Annotated in this window: 16 protein-coding genes; 5 read left to right on the forward strand and 11 right to left on the reverse strand. The window is 69.8% G+C overall.

Annotation, left to right across the window (positions count from 1 at the left end):
* Positions 1–34: 34 nt before the first annotated feature.
* From mraY to ACWCO2_RS10520, 4 genes are all read right to left on the reverse strand, one after another.
* Positions 35–1111, reverse strand: a complete 1077-nt coding sequence (gene mraY, locus ACWCO2_RS10505; RefSeq protein WP_450127539.1) for a phospho-N-acetylmuramoyl-pentapeptide-transferase — start codon at positions 1109–1111, stop codon at positions 35–37.
* Positions 1108–2580, reverse strand: coding sequence for a UDP-N-acetylmuramoyl-tripeptide--D-alanyl-D-alanine ligase (locus ACWCO2_RS10510; RefSeq protein ID WP_450127452.1), 1473 nt, complete (start codon positions 2578–2580; stop codon positions 1108–1110). The genes mraY and ACWCO2_RS10510 overlap by 4 nt, the downstream gene beginning before the upstream one ends.
* Positions 2581–2649: 69 nt before the next feature.
* On the reverse strand, positions 2650–4203 hold the full coding sequence (locus tag ACWCO2_RS10515) for a UDP-N-acetylmuramoyl-L-alanyl-D-glutamate--2,6-diaminopimelate ligase (RefSeq protein WP_450127453.1): 1554 nt from the start codon (positions 4201–4203) through the stop codon (positions 2650–2652).
* A gap of 195 nt (positions 4204–4398) precedes the next feature.
* Positions 4399–4728, reverse strand: a complete 330-nt coding sequence (locus ACWCO2_RS10520; RefSeq protein ID WP_450127454.1) for a hypothetical protein — start codon at positions 4726–4728, stop codon at positions 4399–4401.
* Between the two features lie 316 nt (positions 4729–5044).
* Between ACWCO2_RS10520 and ACWCO2_RS10525 the strand changes: the two genes are divergently transcribed.
* Positions 5045–5536, forward strand: coding sequence for a CHAP domain-containing protein (locus tag ACWCO2_RS10525; RefSeq protein WP_450127455.1), 492 nt, complete (start codon positions 5045–5047; stop codon positions 5534–5536).
* 341 nt (positions 5537–5877) lie between these two features.
* Here ACWCO2_RS10525 and ACWCO2_RS10530 read toward each other — a convergent pair whose 3' ends face one another.
* Entirely contained in the window at positions 5878–7590 is a 1713-nt protein-coding gene (locus ACWCO2_RS10530; protein WP_450127456.1) for an IlvD/Edd family dehydratase, read from the reverse strand.
* A 203-nt stretch (positions 7591–7793) separates the two neighbouring features.
* On the opposite strand from ACWCO2_RS10530, the gene ACWCO2_RS10535 reads away from it, so the two are divergent.
* Positions 7794–9119, forward strand: a complete 1326-nt coding sequence (locus tag ACWCO2_RS10535) for an MFS transporter (protein ID WP_450127457.1) — start codon at positions 7794–7796, stop codon at positions 9117–9119.
* 252 nt (positions 9120–9371) lie between these two features.
* Here ACWCO2_RS10535 and ACWCO2_RS10540 read toward each other — a convergent pair whose 3' ends face one another.
* The 4 genes from ACWCO2_RS10540 to mraZ all read right to left on the reverse strand — a co-directional run bounded on the left by ACWCO2_RS10540 (position 9372) and on the right by mraZ (position 13764).
* Complete coding sequence (locus ACWCO2_RS10540) at positions 9372–11228, reverse strand: peptidoglycan D,D-transpeptidase FtsI family protein (RefSeq protein WP_450127458.1); 1857 nt, start codon at positions 11226–11228, stop codon at positions 9372–9374.
* The gene (locus tag ACWCO2_RS10545) at positions 11228–11944 is read right to left on the reverse strand and encodes an FtsB family cell division protein (protein ID WP_450127459.1); all 717 of its coding nucleotides are present in this window, start codon (positions 11942–11944) and stop codon (positions 11228–11230) included. The genes ACWCO2_RS10540 and ACWCO2_RS10545 overlap by 1 nt, the downstream gene beginning before the upstream one ends.
* Positions 11945–12050: 106 nt before the next feature.
* A complete protein-coding gene (gene rsmH / locus ACWCO2_RS10550; protein WP_450127460.1) occupies positions 12051–13037 on the reverse strand; it encodes a 16S rRNA (cytosine(1402)-N(4))-methyltransferase RsmH in 987 nt (328 codons plus the stop codon).
* A 295-nt stretch (positions 13038–13332) separates the two neighbouring features.
* Positions 13333–13764 (reverse strand): division/cell wall cluster transcriptional repressor MraZ, encoded by a 432-nt coding sequence (gene mraZ / locus ACWCO2_RS10555; RefSeq protein WP_450127461.1) that lies wholly within the window; start codon positions 13762–13764, stop codon positions 13333–13335.
* Between the two features lie 623 nt (positions 13765–14387).
* On the opposite strand from mraZ, the gene ACWCO2_RS10560 reads away from it, so the two are divergent.
* Genes ACWCO2_RS10560 through ACWCO2_RS10570 form a run of 3 tightly spaced genes read left to right on the forward strand, consistent with a single transcriptional unit; the run spans position 14388 to position 18915 of the window.
* A complete protein-coding gene (locus ACWCO2_RS10560) occupies positions 14388–15398 on the forward strand; it encodes an AAA family ATPase (RefSeq protein WP_450127540.1) in 1011 nt (336 codons plus the stop codon).
* A 2-nt stretch (positions 15399–15400) separates the two neighbouring features.
* A complete protein-coding gene (locus ACWCO2_RS10565; RefSeq protein WP_450127462.1) occupies positions 15401–16645 on the forward strand; it encodes a DUF58 domain-containing protein in 1245 nt (414 codons plus the stop codon).
* A complete protein-coding gene (locus tag ACWCO2_RS10570; RefSeq protein WP_450127463.1) occupies positions 16642–18915 on the forward strand; it encodes a transglutaminaseTgpA domain-containing protein in 2274 nt (757 codons plus the stop codon). Before ACWCO2_RS10565 ends, ACWCO2_RS10570 begins: the two co-directional genes overlap by 4 nt.
* A 258-nt stretch (positions 18916–19173) precedes the next feature.
* Here ACWCO2_RS10570 and ACWCO2_RS10575 read toward each other — a convergent pair whose 3' ends face one another.
* Together ACWCO2_RS10575 and ACWCO2_RS10580 are read right to left on the reverse strand one after the other, a co-directional pair.
* On the reverse strand, positions 19174–19590 hold the full coding sequence (locus ACWCO2_RS10575) for a DUF3040 domain-containing protein (RefSeq protein ID WP_450127464.1): 417 nt from the start codon (positions 19588–19590) through the stop codon (positions 19174–19176).
* 282 nt (positions 19591–19872) lie between these two features.
* Positions 19873–20598 (reverse strand): class I SAM-dependent methyltransferase, encoded by a 726-nt coding sequence (locus ACWCO2_RS10580; RefSeq protein ID WP_450127465.1) that lies wholly within the window; start codon positions 20596–20598, stop codon positions 19873–19875.
* Positions 20599–20680 lie beyond the last annotated feature (82 nt).

Consider the following 20680-nt stretch of genomic DNA (forward strand, 5'->3'; position numbering starts at 1 on the left):
TGTCCGATTTCCATTGAAATCGCGGACCGCACCGTCATCGCGGCAGCGCGGAGGAAAGCCAGTCCGCGTAGAACAGGCCCACGCCGAACATGCAGCTGATCCCGGCGAGCACCCAGAAGCGGATGATCACCGTGGTCTCCGCCCAGCCCGCCAGCTCGAAGTGGTGGTGGAACGGGGCCATCCGGAACAACCGGCGCCGGGTGGTCCGGAACACCACGATCTGCAGCACCACCGACATCGCCTCGACCACGAACACGCCACCGATGATGATCATCAACAGCTCGGTGCGGGTGGCCATCGACAGCCCGGCGAGCAGACCGCCGAGCGCCAGCGAACCGGTGTCGCCCATGAAGATCTTCGCGGGCGCGGCGTTCCACCACAGGAACCCGACGCAGGCCGCCATCGCCGCGGCCGCGACCACCGCGATGTCCAGCGGGTCGCGCACGGTGTAGCAGCCCGGCGCCGGACCGGACAGCGCGAAGCAGTCGTTGCGCAGCTGCCAGAACGCGACCAGCACGTAGGTCGCCAGCACCATCGCCGCGGTACCACCGGCCAGGCCGTCCATGCCGTCGGTGAAGTTCACCGCGTTCGACCAGCCGCTGATCGCCACGTAGGCGAAGATCACGAACCCGATCACGCCGAAGGAGATCACCGAGATGTCGCGCAGGAAGGACAGCTCGGTGGACGCCGGCGTCACGCCGTGCTCGTTCGGGAACCGGATGGCCAGGACCGCGAACAGCACGGAGGCCACCAGCTGACCGACCAGCTTCGCGGTCTTGTTCAGCCCGAGGTTGCGCTGCTTGCGGATCTTGATGAAGTCGTCCAGGAACCCGACGATGCCCAGCGCGGTGGTCAGGCCCAGCACCAGCAGACCGGTGACCGTGGGCTGATCGCCCATGATCAGGTGGGTGGCCAGGTAGCCGCACCACATGGCGACCAGGATCGCCACGCCGCCCATGGTCGGGGTGCCGCGCTTGGCGGCGTGCTGGCTCTGCACCTCTTCGCGGATCTCCTGGCCGAAGCCCTGCTTGGAGAAGACCCGGATCAGGTAGGGGGTGAACAGGATCGAGACAACGAGGGCGACCGCGGCCGCCACCAGGATCGGCTTCACGTCGTCTGCCACCCCGCATCACCAGCAGCCAGCAAGGCATCGGCGACCCGCCACAACCCGGCGGAGTTCGACGCCTTGGTCAGGACAACGTCACCGGGACGCAGCTCGGCGCGCAACAGCGCGACAGCCGCATCGACGTCCGGCACCAGAACCGACTCCTCTCCCCACGACCCTTCCAGCGTTGCCGCCTGGTGCATCACCTGGGCCTGTTCGCCGACCACCACCAGGCGGTCGATGTTCAGCCGGACGGCCAACCGTCCGATCTCGTCGTGCGCCTCGGTGGCGGACTCGCCGAGTTCGCCCATCGGCCCGAGCACCGCCCAGGCCCGGCCCGGCCGACCGCGGGTCATCGCGGCCAGCGTCTTCAGCGCGGCGCGCACCGACTCCGGGTTCGCGTTGTACGCGTCGTTGACGACGGTGACGTCGTCCGAGGTCTTGCTGACCTCCATGCGCCGCGCCGACACCCGCTGCACCGAGCCCAACCGCTCGGCGACCTCCTCGAGGCTCGCACCGAGCTCCAGCGCGACCGCAGCGGCGGCCAGCGCGTTGCCGACGTGGTGCTCGCCGAACAGCGGCAACGTCACCCGCGCCGAGCCCTCGGCGGTGACCAGCGTGAACGTCGGCCGCGCCAGCTCGTCGACCTCGATGTCCTCGGCCCGCACGTGCGCGTCGGGGCGCTCCCCGACCAGCACCACGCGCGCCTCGGTCCGCTCGGCCATCGCCGCGACCAGCGGGTCGTCGCCGTTGAGCACCGCGACGCCGTCCGCGGACAGCGCCTCGGGCAGCTCGCCCTTGGCCTGCGCGATCGCTTCCTGCGAGCCGAACTCGCCGACGTGCGAGTGCCCGACGTTGAGCACCACGCCGATGTGCGGCGGCGCGACCTCGCACAGGCTCGCGATGTGCCCGACGCCGCGCGCGGAGAGCTCCAGCACCAGGTGCTTGGTCTGCTCATCGGCGCGCAGCACGGTCCACGGGTGCCCGAGCTCGTTGTTGAACGAGCCGGGCGGCGCGACCGTGGAACCCATCGGTTCCAGCAGCTGCGCGATCAAGTCCTTCGTCGACGTCTTGCCGGACGAACCGGTCACGCCGACCACGGTGAGCTGCGGCAGGCGGTCGACCACGTACCTGGCCAGCTTCGCCAGGCCGGTCAGCACCGCGGCGCCGGAGCCGTCCTCGTCCCCGGCGAGCGCCAGCGCGCCCGAGCGGTCCGAGTCGGGGATCGGCGGCACCACGACCGCCGGCGCGTCGACCTCGCGCGCGGCGAGCACGCCCACCGCGCCGTCGGCGATGGCCTGCGCGGCGAAGTCGTGCCCGTCGACCCGTTCGCCCGGCACGGCCACGAACAGCCCGCCGGTCTCGACCTTGCGGGAATCGAACTCGACGCCCGCGGTGACGGTCTCCGAACCTTCCGCACGATGAAGCCCGCCACCCACCGCACGCGCGATGTCGGCGAGGCTGAGCCGGATCAACTTGCCTCCACTCCGTCTTGCGGGCTCACCCGCACCCGGTCGGCTTGCACGAACGCGACTCCGCGCCCGCTACGCCTCCTCGTTGACCTGCCCCCGACGAACATCGGTCCCTTCTGGGTCCCCAAGCCTATGGCGGAGCGCGGCGGCCAGTTCCTCCCGGTCGGAGAACGGGTGCACGACCCCCGCGACCTCCTGCCCGGTTTCGTGGCCCTTGCCTGCGACGACGACGATGTCGCCCGGCGCGGCGCGCTCGACCGCAGCCGCGATGGCGGCGCGCCGGTCGCCGATCTCGAGCACCTCGCCGCGCTCGTCGGCGGGCACCTCCTCGGTACCGGCCAGCATGGCGGCCCGGATCTCGGCCGGGTCCTCGCTGCGCGGGTTGTCGTCGGTGACGATCAGGAGCTCGGACCGGCGGGCGGCAGCCTCGCCCATCAGCGGCCGCTTCGCCACGTCCCGGTCGCCGCCGCAGCCCAGCACGACGATCACGTTGCCGTCGACCTGCGCGCGCGCCGCGTCGAGCACCGCGGACACCGCGCCGGGCTTGTGCGAGTAGTCCACGACGGCGGTGAAGTCCTGCCCGAGCGCGACCCGCTCCATCCGGCCGGGCACGTCGACCTCGGCCAGCCCGCGCTCGATCGCCCAGGTCGGCACCCCGGCGGCGTGCAGCACGCCGATGGCCAGCAGCGCGTTGGCGACGTTGAACGGCCCGGGCAGCCGCAGCCGGATGTGCAGCTCGAGCTCGTCGGGTCCGTGCGCGGTGAAGGCCTGCTCGCCGGTGGCGAAGGCCTGCACGTCGGTGGCCGACCAGCTCGCGTCGCCCTCGGTGGACACCGTGATGGTGCCCTCCTTGACCAGGCGGCGTCCCCAGTCGGTGTCGACGCAGACGACCTCGTGCTCGGCGCGGCCGTCGAACAGCAGCGCCTTGGCCTGGAAGTAGTCCTCCAGGTCGCGATGGAAGTCCAGGTGGTCCTGGGAGAGGTTGGTGAACGCCCCGACGGCGAACCGGGTGCCGGACACCCGGCCCATGGCCAGCGCGTGGCTGGAGACCTCCATCGGCACGAACGTGACCCCGTGCTCGACCATGACCGCGAGCAGCGCCTGCAGGTCGGGAGCTTCCGGGGTGGTGAACGCGCTGTCCAGCCGCTCACCGGCGATGCGGGTCTCCACGGTGCCGACCAGCCCGGTGCAGAACCCGGCGGCCTGCAGCGCGGACTCCAGCAGGTAGGACGTGGTCGTCTTGCCGGAGGTACCGGTCACCCCGAGGATCTTCAGCCGGCTCGACGGGTCGCCGTAGATCAACGCCGAAGCGGACCCGAGCACGCCGCGCGGGTCGTCGTGCACCAGCACGGCCACGCTGCCGTCGACGACGGCCGGGTGCTCGGCGAGCTCCGCCCGGTCGACGCCGGCCTGGTCGGTGAGCACCGCCACAGCACCGGATTCCAGTGCGCCCTGGGCGAAGTCCGCACCGTGCACGCGAGTACCGGGCAAGGCGGCGAACAGGTCACCGGGGCGAACGTGCTGAGCACGCAGCGTCGCCCCGGACACCGGCACGGGGGTAGCGCTCCGACCTGGGGCGCGAAGCACTCGCGCGCCGATGTGGTCGGCAAGTTTCTCGATCTCCACCGGCTCCACGTGGGAAGGGCGCGGCGGAGCTGTGGCAACCGCGGAAGGCACGTCGCGACAGGCTACCGGTACCCCCCGAACCCGCATCCCCATGGTCGCCCCACCACCCGCCGACGTCGCTCCGCGACGCCGTCTCGGATCGAGAGGCTCCACCGCCGAACAAATCACCCGCAGGCGCAGCGAAGGGCCATCAGTTCACTTCGAATTCCCGACGCCGGCCGCCAAGACGTCGTCGCATGCGGACATTCCTCCACTCGGCCCCGGGGGCTTGGTGACACCGAGTCGATCGAGCAGATTCACCTCTGCCTCATGAGAATATTCCAGATAGCCGGTCGCCCGATTGTCATTGCAGAGGGCCCTCCCCGGGACATCGTCCTGCTTCACTATTCGGACCACCCTTCGATCCTGGCTCAGGATCGTCGAATAGTTGTCCCCGTCATCGACCACGTACTGCACCGACGGTGGATAGCCCTTGATGTGCACCACCTCCGCCGGCAGCCACATCGGGTCGTAGATGATGACCACCGAGAGCGGCTCCCAGCGCCAATGAACCCGAGAGGAACCGCAATATTCGACGCAGGATCGGGCGCGCGGAGATCAGCCCGAACAGGACGAATACAACGGCTCCATACGTGACGACGAATTGCGGCCACGGGGTGATCCGGAAGAAGAACATCGCCGAGGAGAGGAAGATCAATCCGAGCAAGAGGATGATTGAGTCGCGGTTTGCCCACTGATGGCGCTAATCGGCTGTTCAGGGCATCTTGCTGGTGCTCCGCAGGCGTGATCGCTAGCGTATCCCTCCTGAATGTTGCTTATCAACGATTTTCGGGAGGTTCTCGTGAACATTCGACGTATCGCGCGATTAGCCAGCGCCTGCGGCGTTGGTGCGGCGTTGGCCTTCGCCCCGCTCGCCAGCCCGGCCGTGCTCGCCGAGCCCGCCCCGCAGGCAGTTCAGATCGCCTCACCCGGCGACGGCACCGCGCAGGGTGCCATCGATTGGTACAAGGCCCGCATCGGCGACAGCTCCCTCGAGGGCTACTGCGAGATGGCCGCGGAGAACGCCTACGGCACCACTGGCGTCTGGCCGTCCGCCATCGACCACTGGAACGGCGCCGTCAACGCCGGCAAAGCCCACACCGACGGCTCCGCACCACCCAAGGGCGCGTTCGTCTACTGGAACACCAGCCAGTACGGCCACGTCGGCATCGCCGACGGCAACGGCGGTTTCTACGCCACCAGCGTCGGAGGCGCGGTCGGTCACGGCGACGACGTCTCCTACTACAACAACTACCTCCGCTGGAGCGACCCGCAGGTCCCGGGCCGCGGCTGACCGCAGCCTTCGTCCACAACGGACGGACGGGAGTCCCGACTTCGTCCGGAGTTGGGACTCCCCGACGACTTGGTCACTCGCTGACGAACGACGACTCCACCGGTCCCCCTCAAGCGCCCCCGCCCATCCGGAATGTCCTGATCAGCACAAACCTGATCCCTCCGGGAACTGTTCGCTGATTCTGCGCGTCCCATTCACGACTGCTGATGGTCAATCCGAGGAAGTCGCACCAGCGTCGCTCCGCTGCCAGCTGCGAGAGTGGCTCTGCTGGCTGCACTGACGGCCCCGAAGACCTCCGCTCCACGAGCGACGCGACTCGATTCGCCGACGGAGGCCGCGGGTCAGTGGCCGTCCCTGGGGACGTAGCTGCCGGATTTGCCGACCAGGAAGTCCAGGTCCGCTCCTTCCGAGGCCTGGAGGACGTGATCGTGGTACAGGCGCTGGTAGCCACGCGGGTGCGGGTTGTCCGGCACCTGCCACTCCGCCCTCCGGCGTTCCAGCTCCTCGTCCGAGATGTTCAGATCGAGGCGGCGGTTGGGCACGTCGATGCTGATCAGGTCGCCGGTTCGGACGAAGGCCAGCGGGCCGCCCGCCGCCGCTTCCGGGGTGACGTGCAGGATCACCGTGCCGTAGGCGGTGCCGCTCATCCGGCCGTCGGAGATGCGCACGATGTCGTCGAAACCGCGGTCCTGGAGCTTCTTCGGCACCGGCACGTTGGCCACCTCCGGCATGCCGGGGTAGCCCTTCGGGCCCGCGTTGCGGATGACCAGCACCGTGTTCTCGTCGACGTCCAGGTCGTCGTCCTTGCACACCGCGTAGTACTCGTCGACGTCCTCGAACACCATCGCCGGGCCGCAGTGCTTCAGCAGCCGGGCCGACGCCGCGGACTGCTTGACCACCGCGCCATGAGGCGCCAGCGATCCGCGCAGCACCGCAGTTCCGGTGCCAACGGCTTGGAACGGCTCGTCCAACGGGGTGATCACCTCGCGGTTGTGCACCTCGGCGTCGGCGATGTTCTCGCCCATCGACCGGCCGTTGACCGTGATCGCCGACCGCTCAACGAGGTCGCCGAGCTCCTTCAGCACCGCAGGTAATCCACCCGCGTAGCAGAAGTCCTCCATCAGGAACTGGCCGCTGGGCTGCAGGTTCACCAGCGTCGGCACGTCCCGGGTATCAGTGTCGAAGTCGTCGACGGTCAGCTCCACCCCGACCCGCTTGGCGATCGCGATCAGGTGCACGACGGCGTTGGTCGACCCGCCGATGGCCGCGTTGGCGCGGATGGCGTTGCGGAACGCGTCGCGAGTGAGCACATCGGACGGTTTGAGGTCTTCCTCGACCATCTCGACGATGCGCTGGCCGGTCTGCTGCGCGGCGGCGTAGCGGCGGGCGTCGACCGCTGGCCAGGACGCCGCGTACGGCAGCTGCATGCCCAGGGCTTCGACGATGCACGCCATCGTGGAAGCGGTGCCCATCGTCATGCAGTGCCCGTTGGAGCGGGACATGCAGCCCTCGATGAAGTAGCACTCGTCCTGCGTGATCCGCCCCGCCACCAGGTCGGCTTCCGCCTGCCACACAGCGGTTCCCGAGCCGATGTCGGCGCCCCGGTACTTGCCATTGAGCATCGGACCGCCGGTGAGCATCGCGGCCGGCAGGTCGACGCTGGACGCGGCCATCAGCAGACCCGGCGTGGTCTTGTCGCAGCCGGACAGCAGCACCACGCCGTCCAGCGGGTTGGCGCGGATGGTCTCCTCGGCCTGCATCGCCAGCAGGTTCCGGTAGAGCATCGTGGTCGGCCGCATCAACGTCTCCCCCAACGCCATGTTGGGGAACTCCAGCGGGAACCCGCCCGCCTGCCACACCCCGCGCTTGACCGCCTCGGCGATCCGCTGCTGGTGGGCGTTGCAGGGCGCGAGCTCCGACCAGGTGGTTCCGATGCCGATCACCGGACGCCCGTCGAAGACCTCTTCGCTGTAGCCTTGGTTCTTCACCCAGGACCGGGCGGTCATCCCGGCCCTCCCGTGTGCTCCGAACCAACTCGCGCTGCGCCGCGGCATGCACCCTCCTCGCTGAGTACCTGACCCGTCGCTGCGACGTAACCAGCTCGATCATCGCGACGCAACGGCCCATCCGCGATTTCGAACAGCGATTGCTATACCGAACGGCTGATTGACTCGCGTCGAGCGGCGACCCTAGGCTCGTGATCCACATCACGGACAGTGTTCGGAATTTCGTACCACTACCTCGACGAGGAGGCAGGGTGCACACCGGCGAACGGGCGTCCGGCGAGGCGCTGACCACCGCAATCCGGCGCGTCATGGTCCGACTGCTGCCGTTCCTGCTGTTCATGTACGTCATCGCGTTCCTGGACCGCGTGAACATCGGGTTCGCCAAGGAGGAGTTCCAGGCGCACACCGGCATTTCCGAAGCGTCCTACGCGCTCGGCGCAGGGCTGTTCTTCATCGGGTACGCGCTGTTCGAGGTGCCCAGCAACCTGATCATGATGCGGGTCGGCGCCCGCTGGTGGATGTGCCGGATCATGGTCACCTGGGGCCTGATTTCCTCCGCGATGGCCCTGGTCAACGACGAGTTCCTGTTCTACCTGCTGCGATTCCTGCTCGGCGTGGCCGAAGCCGGCTTCTTCCCCGGCGTCATCCTGTTCATCACCCACTGGGTTCCGCACGCCTACCGGGCGCGCTGCAACGCGCTGTTCTACTTCGGCATCCCGCTCGCCTCGGTGCTGGGCGGACCGCTGTCCGGACTGCTGCTGGAACTCGACGGCGTGGCCGGCATTCTCGGCTGGCAGTGGATGTTCGCAGTGGAAGGCCTGATCGCCTGCGTGGTCGGGGTGTGGGCGTTCTTCTACCTGGACAACAAACCAGCCGACGCGAAGTGGCTGACCCAGGACCAGCGCCACGCGCTGCAGAACGCGGTCGACCAGGAAGCCGAGGCAAAACAGGCACACGGCCCGCACCGATTGCGGACCGCACTGCTCGATCCGCGGGTGCTGTACTTCTGCCTGATCTACTTCTTGATCCAGTGCAGCGTGTACGGCATGACCTTCTACCTGCCTACGCAGGTGGCCGATGCGGTGGGCACCGAGGTCGGACTGCTCGTCGGCCTGGTCACGGCGATCCCGTGGACCATCGCGCTGCTGGTCAACATCGCGGTGTCCACCAGCGCCGACCGCCTCGCCCAACCGAAGAAGCGCTTCGTCGCCGCAGCGTGCGTGGCAGGCGGCTCGGTCGGCATCGCGGCCTCGGCCTACTTCGCCACTCCGGTCCTGGCGATCGCCGGACTGTCGATAGCGGCGGCCGGATACATCTCGGTCCAACCGGTCTTCTGGACCTTCCCAGCGGCCTACTTGACCGGAACGGCCGCAGCAGCGGGCATCGGCCTGATCAACTCGCTGGGCAACCTAGGCGGATTCGTAGCCCCAGTCGCCAAGAACTGGATCGAGACCACCCTCGACTCCCCATCAGCAGGCCTCTACCTCTTGTCCTGCTGCGGCTTCGCAGCGGCAGCCCTCTTCCTGACCTTGTCCCGAGCCAACGCCCCGACCGAAAACCCCGGTAACGAGGCCTGATGCCGAAGTGCCTGTTTTTGATCTCTTGCTTTGATGCGCCGCCAGGCGCATAGCCCACCCTCGCAACTGGCACCGCCGCGGGTTCTCAGCGTTCGCCTGGCGAGGACGGCCCTGACACCGTGTATTGGCATACATAAGTCAGGGCACCCGCAGTCCAGGCGGGCGCTGAGGTTCCGCTACCCGCACCGCCACGCAAAACGAGTTCAAAACCAGGTTCTAAGAGGGCGTGCTACCCGGCAGCACGCCCTCTGGTCACGGAGTCGGGAGTTGGAGGATTTGGACCGGGGCTTGTTCCTTGGACAGCGGTAGCTGGTAGCGCTGGGCCAGGTAGGACGCGATGTTGTGGAACAGGGGCGCCGCGGTGGAGCCTTCCTGGCTTCCGTAGGCCGGGCGGTCGAGCATCAGGCCGATCACGAAGCGGGGGCTGTCCGCCGGGAAGACTCCCGCGAAGGTGATCCAGTGCTTCGAGTTGCTGTAGCACTTGCAGGCCGGGTCGTACTGCTGGGCGGTACCCGTCTTGCCGGAGACCTGGTAGCCCGGCAGCGCCGCGGCCGGGCCGGTGCCGTTGTTCGGCTTCGGGCCCTCCTGGACCACCGACCGCAGCATGTCCTTCACCGTGTGCGCGGTTTCCGGGCTGACCACGCGAACACCCTCCGGGCGGGGGCGTTCGACGCGTTTGCCGTCCGGGCCGATCTCCGCGGAGATGATCCGCGGCGGCACCCGGACGCCGTCGTTGGCGATCGCCTGGTACATGCTGGCCATCTGCAGCACGGTCATCGAAAGGCCCTGGCCGATCGGCAGGTTGCCGAACGACGAGCCGGACCACTGGTCGGGCGGCGGCAGGGTTCCGCCGCTCTCGCCCGGCAGTCCGACACCGGTGCGCTGCCCCAGCCCGAAGGCGCGGGCGAAGTCGTACCAGCGCTGCTCACCGAGCTGCTGGGCGGCCATCAGCGTGCCGACGTTCGAGGACTTGCCCATCACGCCGGTGAAGGTCATCGGGATGGTGCCGTGCGGCCACGCATCGCTGACGGTGCGGTCCGCGACCTTGATGCTGCCCGGCACCTGGAGCACCGTGTCGGGCTTCATGATCCCGTCCTCGATCACCCCGGCCGCAGTGATCAGCTTGGCCACCGAACCCGGTTCGTAGGGCGTGGTCACCGCCGGGTTGCCGGTGTCCTCGCCCCACTCGCCGTTCGGGTCGAAGGTCTTGTCGTTGGCCAGCGCGTAAACCTCACCGGTCTTGGCATCAAGCACCACCGCGCTGGCGTTCTTGGCCTGCGCCGTGCGGGCGTAGTCGGCGAGTTCGCGCTGCAGCATGAACTGCACGTCGGAGTCGATGGTCAACTCCACGTCGGACCCCGGAACCGCCGGCTCCAGCTCCTGAGTGCCGGGGATGACCAGGTTCGAGCCCAGCGCGGTGTCGGAGACCTGCTGGCCGTCCTTGCCCGCCAGCACCGAGTCCATCGAGGACTCCAGCCCGATCTGGCCGCGCAGCTTGCCGGGAACCTCGTCCTTGCGCCAGTTCGCCGCACCGATGATGTTCGCCGCCAGGTCACCACCCGGGTACTCGCGGGTGGCCTGGTACTCGGAGCCGATCTGCGGGTACTTCGTGGTGATTTCCCGCGCCTTGCCCGGGTCGATCTTGGGGCCGAAGTAGGTGAACCCGACGTCGCGGAACAGCGCGTCGAGCACCTCCTGCTCGGAGATCACGCCCGGCAGCTCCTGCGCGATGAAGCGGGCGATCTCCTGCTTGTACTCCGCCGCGGTCGGCTTGCTCGGGTCCTTCGCGTGCTGCTCGTCGAGCTCCTTGTTGAGCAGGCGCGGGTTGGCGTAGAGCTGCCGGGCCTCGCTGCTGAAGGCCAGCACGTTGCCGCTGCGGTCCATGATGGACCCGCGCTCGGCCGGGATGACCGAGCGGTCCAACCGCTGCTTCATGGCCTGTTCGGACAGCGCGCTGGCTTCGAAACCCTGCACCTGGATCAACTTCGCGCTGGCGAGCACCAGCGCGACAACCATCACCAGCAGCCCCACGCGCAGCCGCCGGTTGCTACCGGCGACGTTGGTGCGCGCGGTGCGGCCGCGGATGATCCTGGTCGACCTGCGAGCCATCAACGTCCCTCCGCCGCCACCTCTGGCGGCTGTTCAGCGGACGGCTGCTCCCCCGCCGGAGGCGCTGGCGGTGCCGGGGGCGGCGGCGCCGAAGCCTTCTCCGGCTCGCCGATCACCAGCACCGTGCCGTCCGGCTGCATCACCAGGTGCGCCGGGGTCGGCCCGGGCACCATGCCGAGGTCCTCGGTGGCTCGCCGCTGGATCGCCGGCGGCGAATCCAGCGAGCTGACCTCGCGCAGCAGCCGTTCACGGCGCTCGTTGAGCTGCGCGATCTCGGCCTCACCGCGCTGCAGCTGGTAGCTGCCGCTGACTGCGGCGATGGACAGCCACAGCGTCGCGGCCAGACCGACGGCCAGCACCGACATCACCATGACGACCAGCGGCAGCCGCGCGAACGACACCCGCTCCTGCAGCTGCTTCGCCCTGGTCTTCGGCTTCGCCGTTGTCGGGCGCCGGTCCTCGGAGCCGGTGCGCACCTGGCGCGGTCGCCGCACGGACGGCTCCCGCGTCGAACGCTCCCGCCGCTCCTCGCGGCGCGCGTAGGCGCGTTCCGCCGCGGCCGACCGCGACCGCGGCTTGTCCGTCTTGGTGGCGGACTTCGCGGTGGTCTTGGTCTGGGTCGTCTTCTTCGCAGTGGTCTTCTTGGCGGCCGACTGCGCGCGCTCCCCTGACCCCGACCGCGAAGCGGACTTCTTGGCGCGTGCAGGTGCTGTCATGCCGCCTCCTGTTCCTCAATGGACACCCGCGCGGGTGCTCCGCGGAGCACGCGCGCGCCGACGTCCCGAGCAGTCAGGGGCACGTCACCCGCACGCCCCGCGCTGCTCATGTCTTCCCCACACCGATGCGCTCCGCGGCGCGCAACCGCACCGACGCAGCCCTCGGATTGATTTCGACCTCCTGCTCGCCGGCGACCTCGGCGCCCCTGGTGAGCAAGCGGAATTCCGGCCCGTGCCCGGGAAGTTCCACCGGCAGGTCGACCGGGGTCCGCGACTTCACCCGCTCGGCGAGAGCGCGCTTGACCATCCGGTCCTCCAGCGAGTGGTAGGACATCACCGCGATCCGACCGCCCACCGCCAGCGAGTCCAGCGCCGCGGGCAGCGCCCGCTCGAGCACGTCGAGCTCGGCGTTGACCTCGATGCGCAGCGCCTGGAAGGTGCGTTTGGCCGGGTGGCCGCCGGTGCGCCGGCTGGCCGCGGGCACCGTGTCGTAGAGCAGCTGCACCAGCCGAGCGCTGTTGCTGAACGGTTCCTTCTGGCGCTCCCGGACGATCGCGGAAGCGATCTTGCCCGCGAACTTCTCCTCGCCGTAGGTGCGCAGCACCCGAGCCAGCTCTTCCGCGGAGTAGGTGTTGAGCACGTCCGCCGCAGTGCGCGGCGCGCCCGAATCCATCCGCATGTCGAGCGGCGCGTCCTGGGCGTAGGCGAAACCGCGGGCGGCTTCGTCCAGCTGCAGAGAGGAAACCCCGAGGTCGAACAGCGCGGCGTCCACCTCGGACAGTCCCAAGTCGACCAGCACCTCGGCCCACTCGTCGTAAACGGCGTGCACCAAGTGGATTCGCGACGCGTAGGGCTCGAGCCGCTCCCCGGCCAGTCGCAGCGCGTCCGGGTCGCGGTCGAGTCCGACCAGCGTCAGCCCCGGGTGCGCGGCCAGCATCGCCTCGGAGTGCCCGCCCATGCCGAGCGTGGCGTCGACGACCACCGCGCCGTCGCGGGACAGCGCGGGTTCGAGCAGTTCCAACGTCCGGTCCAACAGCACCGGCACGTGCTTGTCGCGGGCGGACCCGCCCTCTTCATACCGCTGTTCGGCCACGGCGGTCCCTCCCTCCCGCGTGCCGTTCCCGTCGTGCTCCGTCAACCGGCACGCGCGGGCCCGCAGGCCCGCGCGTGGCGATGTCGGTATTGCCGGCCCGCTTGGGGCTCGGCGATGCCGGGATCCGGCTGGACATGTTTCTGACATCCCAGTGTCTCGTGTGGATGTCCGGATCCCGTCAGGTCCCCGCCCGCCCGTCGCGTCCTGGTGCCGGGGAAGATGCACCAGGCATGCGATAGCCGAGCGGACCGAGGCCTCACGAAACCCGAATCCCCGCTGTCAACACGCACACCGATCAGAAGACGCCCGGCAACACCTCCTCGCACGCTTGCGCATAGCCCTCCTCGTGGTCGTCGAGGTAGCTCTGCCACCTCTCCGCCTGCCAGATCTCCAACCGGTTGATCGCGCCGATGACCACGCACTCCTTGGTCAGCCCGGCGTAGCGACGCAGCTCGGTGGCGATCTTGATCCGGCCCTGACCGTCCGGCTCCTGCTCATCGGTGCCGGCGAACAGGTAGCGCTGGTAGGCGCGGACCGCCTCGTTGGTGAACGGGGCCTCGGCGACCTTGCGCGCCATCTGCTCGAACTCGTCGCGCGGGAAGACGTAGAGGCAGTGGTCCTGTCCCTTGGTGACCATCAACCCCCCCGCCATTGCTTCCCGGAACTTCGCCGGCAGCGTCAAGCGCCCCTTGTCGTCGAGCTTCGGGTGATGGGTACCGAGAAACATCCCGGTGCACCTCCCCCGCCCCCGGGCCGCTCGTCCTGCGACCCCGGACCCGCCGCAGCGGCACTCCGGCCCGGGCGAACCACCCGGGTCGAAACCCTCACCGGCCGTGATCAGCGGTGCCCGGCGAAAGCGGTAGGACCCCCGTTTGCCCCACCTCGCCCCACAGTACCCCACTTCGCTCCACCGTCAACACGAATCGCCCCACCTCGGCAACCCCCGTCGACACCGTTTGCGCAGGTAGTGCCCGGTGTTTCCGAAGTGGGGGGTCTCAGCGGACCGACCTTGATCAACCCCTTCGGGTACGCGGTTATGCTCAGTGCCCGTCCAGCCCGGACCCCGATCTCGACCGATCGGTGGGGAGGAGTGGGGCGGTCGCCACCGCAGCGGTGCGGGTGTCCCGCCAGGCCCCACCGGTTTGGCACACTGCACGTGCACGCCGCCCCGGACCTGCCATCGGCCGAGCACCGGGCGCGGGGTTGGCCCGGCAGAGCACATGGAGGCGTCTTGAGCGACACTCGCGCGCTTTCCGCTCGTGCGGGCGCCCCGCGAGTGGCGGTGGAAATCCGCTCGGGCCTCCCCGGGCACCGCGACGACCAGGAGGTGGCGTGACGCCCAGGACGGAGCTGTCCGGTGCCCCGGCGACCGATGACGGCGACTCGCCGACGAAGCCCGACGTGGACCAGCTGCACAGCACCGTTCAGCGCATCGCCGCGAACGTCGAGCAGGTGCTGGTGGGCAAGCCCGAGGTGGTTCGGGTGGCGCTGGTCACCATGCTCGCCGAAGGCCACCTGCTGGTCGAGGACGTGCCCGGGGTCGGCAAGACCTCGCTGGCCAAGGCGCTGGCCAAGTCCATCGACTGCACGGTGAGCCGGATCCAGTTCACCCCCGATCTGCTGCCCAGCGACATCACCGGTGTGTCGGTGTACAACCGGCAGACCGAGAACTTCGAGTTCCGCCCCGGTCCGGTGTTCGCCAACGTCGTGGTCGGCGACGAGATCAACCGCGCCTCCCCCAAGACGCAATCCGCGCTGCTGGAGTGCATGGAGGAGAAGCAGGTCACCGTCGACGGCGAGACCTACCCGCTGAGCTCGCCGTTCATGGTCATCGCCACCCAGAACCCGATCGAGATGGAAGGCACCTACGCGCTGCCGGAAGCTCAGCGGGACCGCTTCACCGCCCGGGTGTCGATCGGCTACCCGGACGTCGAGGCCGAGCTGGCGATGGTCGACGAGCACGCCGGGCACGATCCGCTGGCCGACCTGGGCCCGGTCGCCGACGGCGCCGAGGTGAAGAGCCTGCTGCAGGCCGTGCGCGAGGTGCACGTCTCCACCGAGATCCGCCGCTACGCGGTCGAGCTGGTGACCGCGACCCGTCAGCTGCCCGAGCTGCGGCTGGGCGCCTCGCCCCGGTCGACGCTGCAGCTGGTGCGGGCAGCTCGCGCGCAGGCCGCGCTGGCCGGACGCGACTTCACCATCCCCGACGATGTGCAGGCGGTCGCGATCCCGGTACTGGCCCACCGGCTGGTGCTGACCAGCGAGGCCCGCGCCGCGCGGCGCTCGACGACCGAACTGGTGCGCCAGCTGCTGAGCCGGACTCCGGTGCCGCGCGGCGACACCGACCGCGAACGCAGGTAAGGATGCTCTCCGGCCTGACCATCCGCGGGCGCTGCTTGTTGGCGGCGGGCGTGGCCGCCGGTATCTGCGCGCTGGTCCTCGACGAGCGAGACCTCCTGCGGGTCTCGGCGTTCGTGATCGCGCTGCCGCTGCTGGCCCTGCTGCTCACCAGCCGAACCCGGTTCGGCGTCGCCGCCCGGCGCGAAGTGGTGCCGACGCGGATCCCGGTCGGTGGCCAGGCGACCGTTCAGCTGCATGTCTCCGCCAGCGGCCGGATGCCGATCGGCGGGCTGATGCTGGAGGACAACACGCCCCACGCGCTCGGCGGACGGCACCGGTTCCAGCTGGACGCGGTGCCCAAGCACGGCGGCGCGGTCCTGGAGTACCCGGTGTCGCCGGTGTTGCGCGGCGTCCACCAGATCGGACCGCTGCGCACCAGCATCGACGACCCGTTCGGACTGGCCGAGTTCGAGCGGGAGCTGGCCGGTCGCAGTCGGCTCGTCGCGGTGCCGAAGGTCGTTCCGCTGAGCGGACTGCCCGCCGGTTCCGGGCTGGGCACCGGCGAGGACGGCGCGACCCGGCTGCGCGCCGGGCACGGCGAGGACGACGCGGTGGTGCGGCAGTACCGGCACGGCGACGACATCCGCCGCGTGCACTGGAAGTCCACTGCGCGCCGCGACGAGCTGATGGTGCGCGTCGAAGAGCGCCCTTGGCACGCGGGCGTGACGGTGCTGCTCGACCGGCGTTCGGCGGCGCACCGCGGTAGCGGCGCGCGCAGCAGCTTGGAGTGGGCGGTCTCCGCGGTGGCCAGCTTCTGCCTGCACCTGCACCAGCACGGACAGCAGGTGCAGGTGAGCACCGAGGACGGCGCGCAACTGGCCGCCGGCGCGGCGACCTCCAGCGACGGGTACGACGACGCGGTGCTGGACGCGCTGGCGGCGGTGCGCGCGTCGTCGCAGCGCGACCTGGTGTTCAGCCACGACCCCGGTTCCGGGCAGGAGTTGATCGCGGTGCTGGGCCAGGCCACGCCCGCGGCGGTGGACGAGTTGACCAAGCTCCGCCCGCAGGAGACCCGCAGCCTCGTGGTGCTGCTCGACGTCGGCGCCTGGAACGGCGACGGCGGCTACGACCCGCAACCGGCCGCCCGGCGGCTGCGCGCGGCGGGCTGGACCGTGGTCGTCGCGTCCGGTTCGAACACCTCGATCAGCGAGATCTGGCAGGAGCTGTGCCGCACCACCACCGCACCGGAATCGGAGGTGCTGCCGTGACCGAGCGCCGGATGGTGGCCGCGATCGACACGTCGTTGGTGGCCACGGCCGCCGCTGCCTTCTCGGTGCTGTGCGCGTCGACGTCGTTCGCCGGGGTGCTGGCCGACAGCCGGTGGGTGTTCCCCACGCTGCTCGTGATCGTCGTCGTGGCAGCCCTCGGAGTGCTGGGGCGACGGCTGCACTGGCCGCCTTACGCGACCGCCTCCGCCCAGGCGGCCGGGGTGCTGGTGGTGCTCAGCTCCCAGTTCGCCAAGCGGGCCGTGCTCGGGCTGCTGCCCGGACCGGCCGCGATCTCCGAGCTCGGCGAGCTGCTGTCCGGCGCGGCCGACGTGGTGCGCACCGGTGTTCCGCCGGTTCCCGCCGAACCCGCGCTGCAGGCCCTGGTCTGCCTGGGGCTGGGCCTGGTCGCGATCGTCGTCGACCTGGTCGTGGTGGGTCTGCGCAGTCCGGCGGTCAGCGGCTTGCTGCTGCTGTGCGTGTTCGCGATCCCCGCATCGCTGTCCGACACCATGCTGCCGTGGTGGACCTTCGTCGCAGGTGGCGTCGGCTTCGCCGTGCTGCTCGCCTCAGGCGGTCAGCACCACCGGTGGCGCAGCCACGAGGACCGCGTGCAGGTGACGCGCGCGCTGTTCGGCCCCACCAGCACCGCGGTGGCCGGGACGGCCGGGGTGATCGCGCTGCTCACCGGCGTGGTGTTCACCGGCGTCGGCACCGAGGGCCGGTTGCCCGGTTCGGTGCCCGAGCAGTTCGGCGGCACCGACGGGATAGGGCTGCAGCCGTTCACCTCGCTGCGCGGCCAGCTCAACCGGGACAAGGAGGTGGAGCTGTTCCGCGTCCGCGGTCTGAAGGAAGCGACGTACCTTCGGGCGTTGACGCTGCGCAAGTTCGACCCGGAACGCGGCTGGGAGCTGGAGGGCCTGACGCAGGGGGTCGAGGCGAACGCCCAGCTCCCGCTGCCGGAGGGCACCGACATCGGCGACGGTGACGTCGAGCGGGTCCAGATCCTGCCCATCGGCTACCGGGACCCGTGGCTGCCGGTGTTCGGCATACCGCGCGGACTGTCCGGGATGGGTGTGAACTGGCGCTACGACCCGGCCTCCGGGATCGTCTTCACCCAGACCAACCAGGAGAGCCGTCCCTACGTCCAGCAGCTGGTCGTGCCCAAGCCGTCGCCGGAGCAGCTGCGCGAAGCGCGGGGCCCGATGCGGGTGGCGCCGGAGTACCTGGACACCACCGGGATCCCGCCGCAGGTCACCGACCTGGCGCAACGCCTGACCGCGGACGCCGACACCGAGTTCGACAAGGCGGTCGCGCTCAACCGGTACTTCACCGATCCGAGCAACGGGTTCCGCTACGACCTGCGAACCGCCCCGGCGGGCGGCGGCGACGCCCTCTCGGAGTTCCTGTTCCACGGCAAGCGCGGGTTCTGCGAGCAGTACGCCTCGTCGATGGCGGCCCTGCTGCGCGCCGTCGGCATCCCGTCGCGGGTGGCCATCGGGTTCACCGCGGGCTACCGGGAGGGCGACGAGCGGGTGATCACCACCGAGGACGCGCACGCCTGGGTGGAGGCCTACTTCCCCGGCTGGGGCTGGCAGACCTTCGACCCGACGCCGCTCAGCGATGGCCGGGCCGCGCTGCCGCAGTACCTGAACAGCGAGCTGCACCCGCCCCAGCAGCCGTCGTCGGCACCCGACCCGGCGCAGCCGAGCACCCCGTCGACCGACGGGTCCACGCCCGGCGGCGATCCGCAGGACAACCAGGGCGCCAACCCGGCCCCGGTGGATCTGCGGGAGACCCAGCAGAGCAACCCGTGGCCGGTCGCCATCGGCGTGCTGGTCCTCACACTCGTGCTGCTCGCGGCTCCGGCTGTGGCGCGGGAAGTGCGGCGGAAGCAGCGCTTGCACGCGATCTTCGGCGGAGCGGCGGGATCGGCTGGTTTGGCCTGGCAGGAAGTGCTCGACGAGTTCCGGGACCGCGGAGCCCAACCGGCGGCGACGGACACAGCCCGCCAGGTCGCGACGAAGCTGCTCGAACACCACGCCCTCGACGAGTCCGGGGCCAAGGCGATGCGAGCACTGGTCATGGCGGTCGAACGTGAGTGGTACTCCTCGAACGGCCAGCCGGACGAGTCGCTGCCGGAAACGCTGCAGACCGTCCTCGACAGCCTCCGCCGAGCAACCCCGCTCGACCTCCGCTCCCGAGCGTTCCCCCGCTCAGTCCTCCAACTCCTCCGCCCCAGCCCTGACCCCCGCTCCGTCACCCGGGCCTAAATGGCAGCGGCGCGTAGCGCCACCTTGGGGGGTGGTGGTCGTGTGAAGGGCTGGCCCAATTTCGCGAGGAATTGGCACCCTGCCCGACACACCGAGGTGACACGGCGTCTGGATCTGGTTGTGCGGGGGGGGCTTTTCGGCTGGTGGCGAGCGTGGGCCGCGGTGGCACCGCGAAGTGCTCACGGGGTTCGGGCAGCACAAAGCGATGATCGCCGCCAGGTGCGTGGCCTGGCGGCGATCATCGCTCGATGAGAGATCTTACTGCTCGAAGCGCTTGCGGAAGCGCTCTTCCATGCGCTGGGCGAAGGAACTCCGTCCGGCGCTGCCGCGGTTCGAGCCCCGCTTCGGGCGCGTACCACCGTTCTCCGGCACCGGTTCGTTGTCGTCCCCACCTCCGCGCAACGCGGACAGGACGATCACTGCTCCACCGAACATCACGAGGAAGCCGACCACGCTCAACACGGGGATGTCGGCCGGCCGCAGAGCCGGGATCACCGCACCGATTACCAGCAGGGCCAATCCCAGCACGAAGACTGCGATGCCTTGCAGTCGCCGACGTCGGGATGGGCGTTGCAGTCGTCCTCCGCGCACGGTGGAGGCGAACTTGGGGTCCTCGGCGTAGAGCGCGCGCTCGATTTGTTCGAGCTGTCGCTGCTCGTGCTCGGAGAGTGGCATGACTCCTCCTCCGGCACAGGGGTCTCAGTGGCGCCGGACCGGAGTGATCGACTCACTTCGGCTGGGGACCGGCGAACGCTTGGGGGCGTCACCACTGAGGATACGGTTCCCGCGACGCGAGTACTACCCGGTCCTGGCAGGTAGCTGTGCGAGGTTGCCGACATCATCCTCTCGGGGCAGTGATCTCAGCGCGCCCGCCCCCGCCCAGAACGCATCGCCCCAGCTCACCCCGCCAATGCCCCGGTTTCGCCACCGACGCCGGTCACATCCGGTGGTGGCCGATCAAGCGCGGGCAACGGCGTGCAGGCGGGTGGCGATGTCGCGCAGCGGCGACTGCACGGCCGCGATCCGCTCCAGTTCCGCCAACTCGTCGGCCGCCCGCGGGTTGTTGTCCAGCACCGAGCCGGGCACCAGATCGCTGAGCACGGCCTGCCCCTGGATCAGCTCGACCTTCAGCCCGCCAGCGGTCAACACCTGTTCGAGACCGTCGACGTCGAACCGCCGCTGGAGGGTGTCCGAGGCGGCGTCGAGCCGACCATCGGCGTCCTGGATCAACTGCAGCGCATCGGAGACCCGACCGGCCAGCGCCCGCGCGATGATCGTCGCGTAGCGGTTGGCGACCAGCACCGACAGCACGCCTCCCGGCGCAATCGCGGCAGCCAGCGCGGAGACCGCCGCGTCGACGTCGTCGACGACCTCCAGCAGGCCGTGCGCGAGCACCAGGTCCGCGCCGCCCTCCGGGCTCAGCGCAGACAGCGCGTCGGTGTCGCCCTGCAGCGGGGTGATCCGGTCGGCCACCCCGGCGTCGTCCGCCCGCCGCTGGAGCGTGGCCAGCGCGTTCGGACTCGGATCCACCACCGTCACCGCGCAACCCGCGGAAGCCAGCGGAACCGCCCAAACCCCGCTGCCGCCACCGACGTCGAGCACGCGCGGCGGTTCCCCACCACGCCGCCGTCGGGCGTCGGCGAGTTCGGTTTCCAGCACCTGGTGGACGGCGTCCGATCTCATGCCTAGCAGCGTAATGCCGGGTCGTCGCCACCTCCCAGCCGACCAGCCCTCCTCCCCCGACTCGGTCCGGGCAGATGCAACA

It is taken from the genome of Saccharopolyspora sp. NPDC002376, assembly GCF_053593195.1.

Bases quoted from the DNA above. Each gene is read 5' to 3' on its own strand.
- ACWCO2_RS10580 (WP_450127465.1), bottom strand. From the start codon at position 20,598: ATGAGATCGGACGCCGTCCACCAGGTGCTGGAAACCGAACTCGCCGAC.
- ACWCO2_RS10530 (WP_450127456.1), bottom strand. From the start codon at position 7,590: ATGCCGCGGCGCAGCGCGAGTTGGTTCGGAGCACACGGGAGGGCCGGG.
- ACWCO2_RS10545 (WP_450127459.1), bottom strand. From the start codon at position 11,944: ATGACAGCACCTGCACGCGCCAAGAAGTCCGCTTCGCGGTCGGGGTCA.
- mraZ (WP_450127461.1), bottom strand. From the start codon at position 13,764: ATGTTTCTCGGTACCCATCACCCGAAGCTCGACGACAAGGGGCGCTTG.
- ACWCO2_RS10540 (WP_450127458.1), bottom strand. From the start codon at position 11,228: ATGGCTCGCAGGTCGACCAGGATCATCCGCGGCCGCACCGCGCGCACC.
- ACWCO2_RS10565 (WP_450127462.1), top strand. From the start codon at position 15,401: ATGCTCTCCGGCCTGACCATCCGCGGGCGCTGCTTGTTGGCGGCGGGC.
- ACWCO2_RS10575 (WP_450127464.1), bottom strand. From the start codon at position 19,590: ATGCCACTCTCCGAGCACGAGCAGCGACAGCTCGAACAAATCGAGCGC.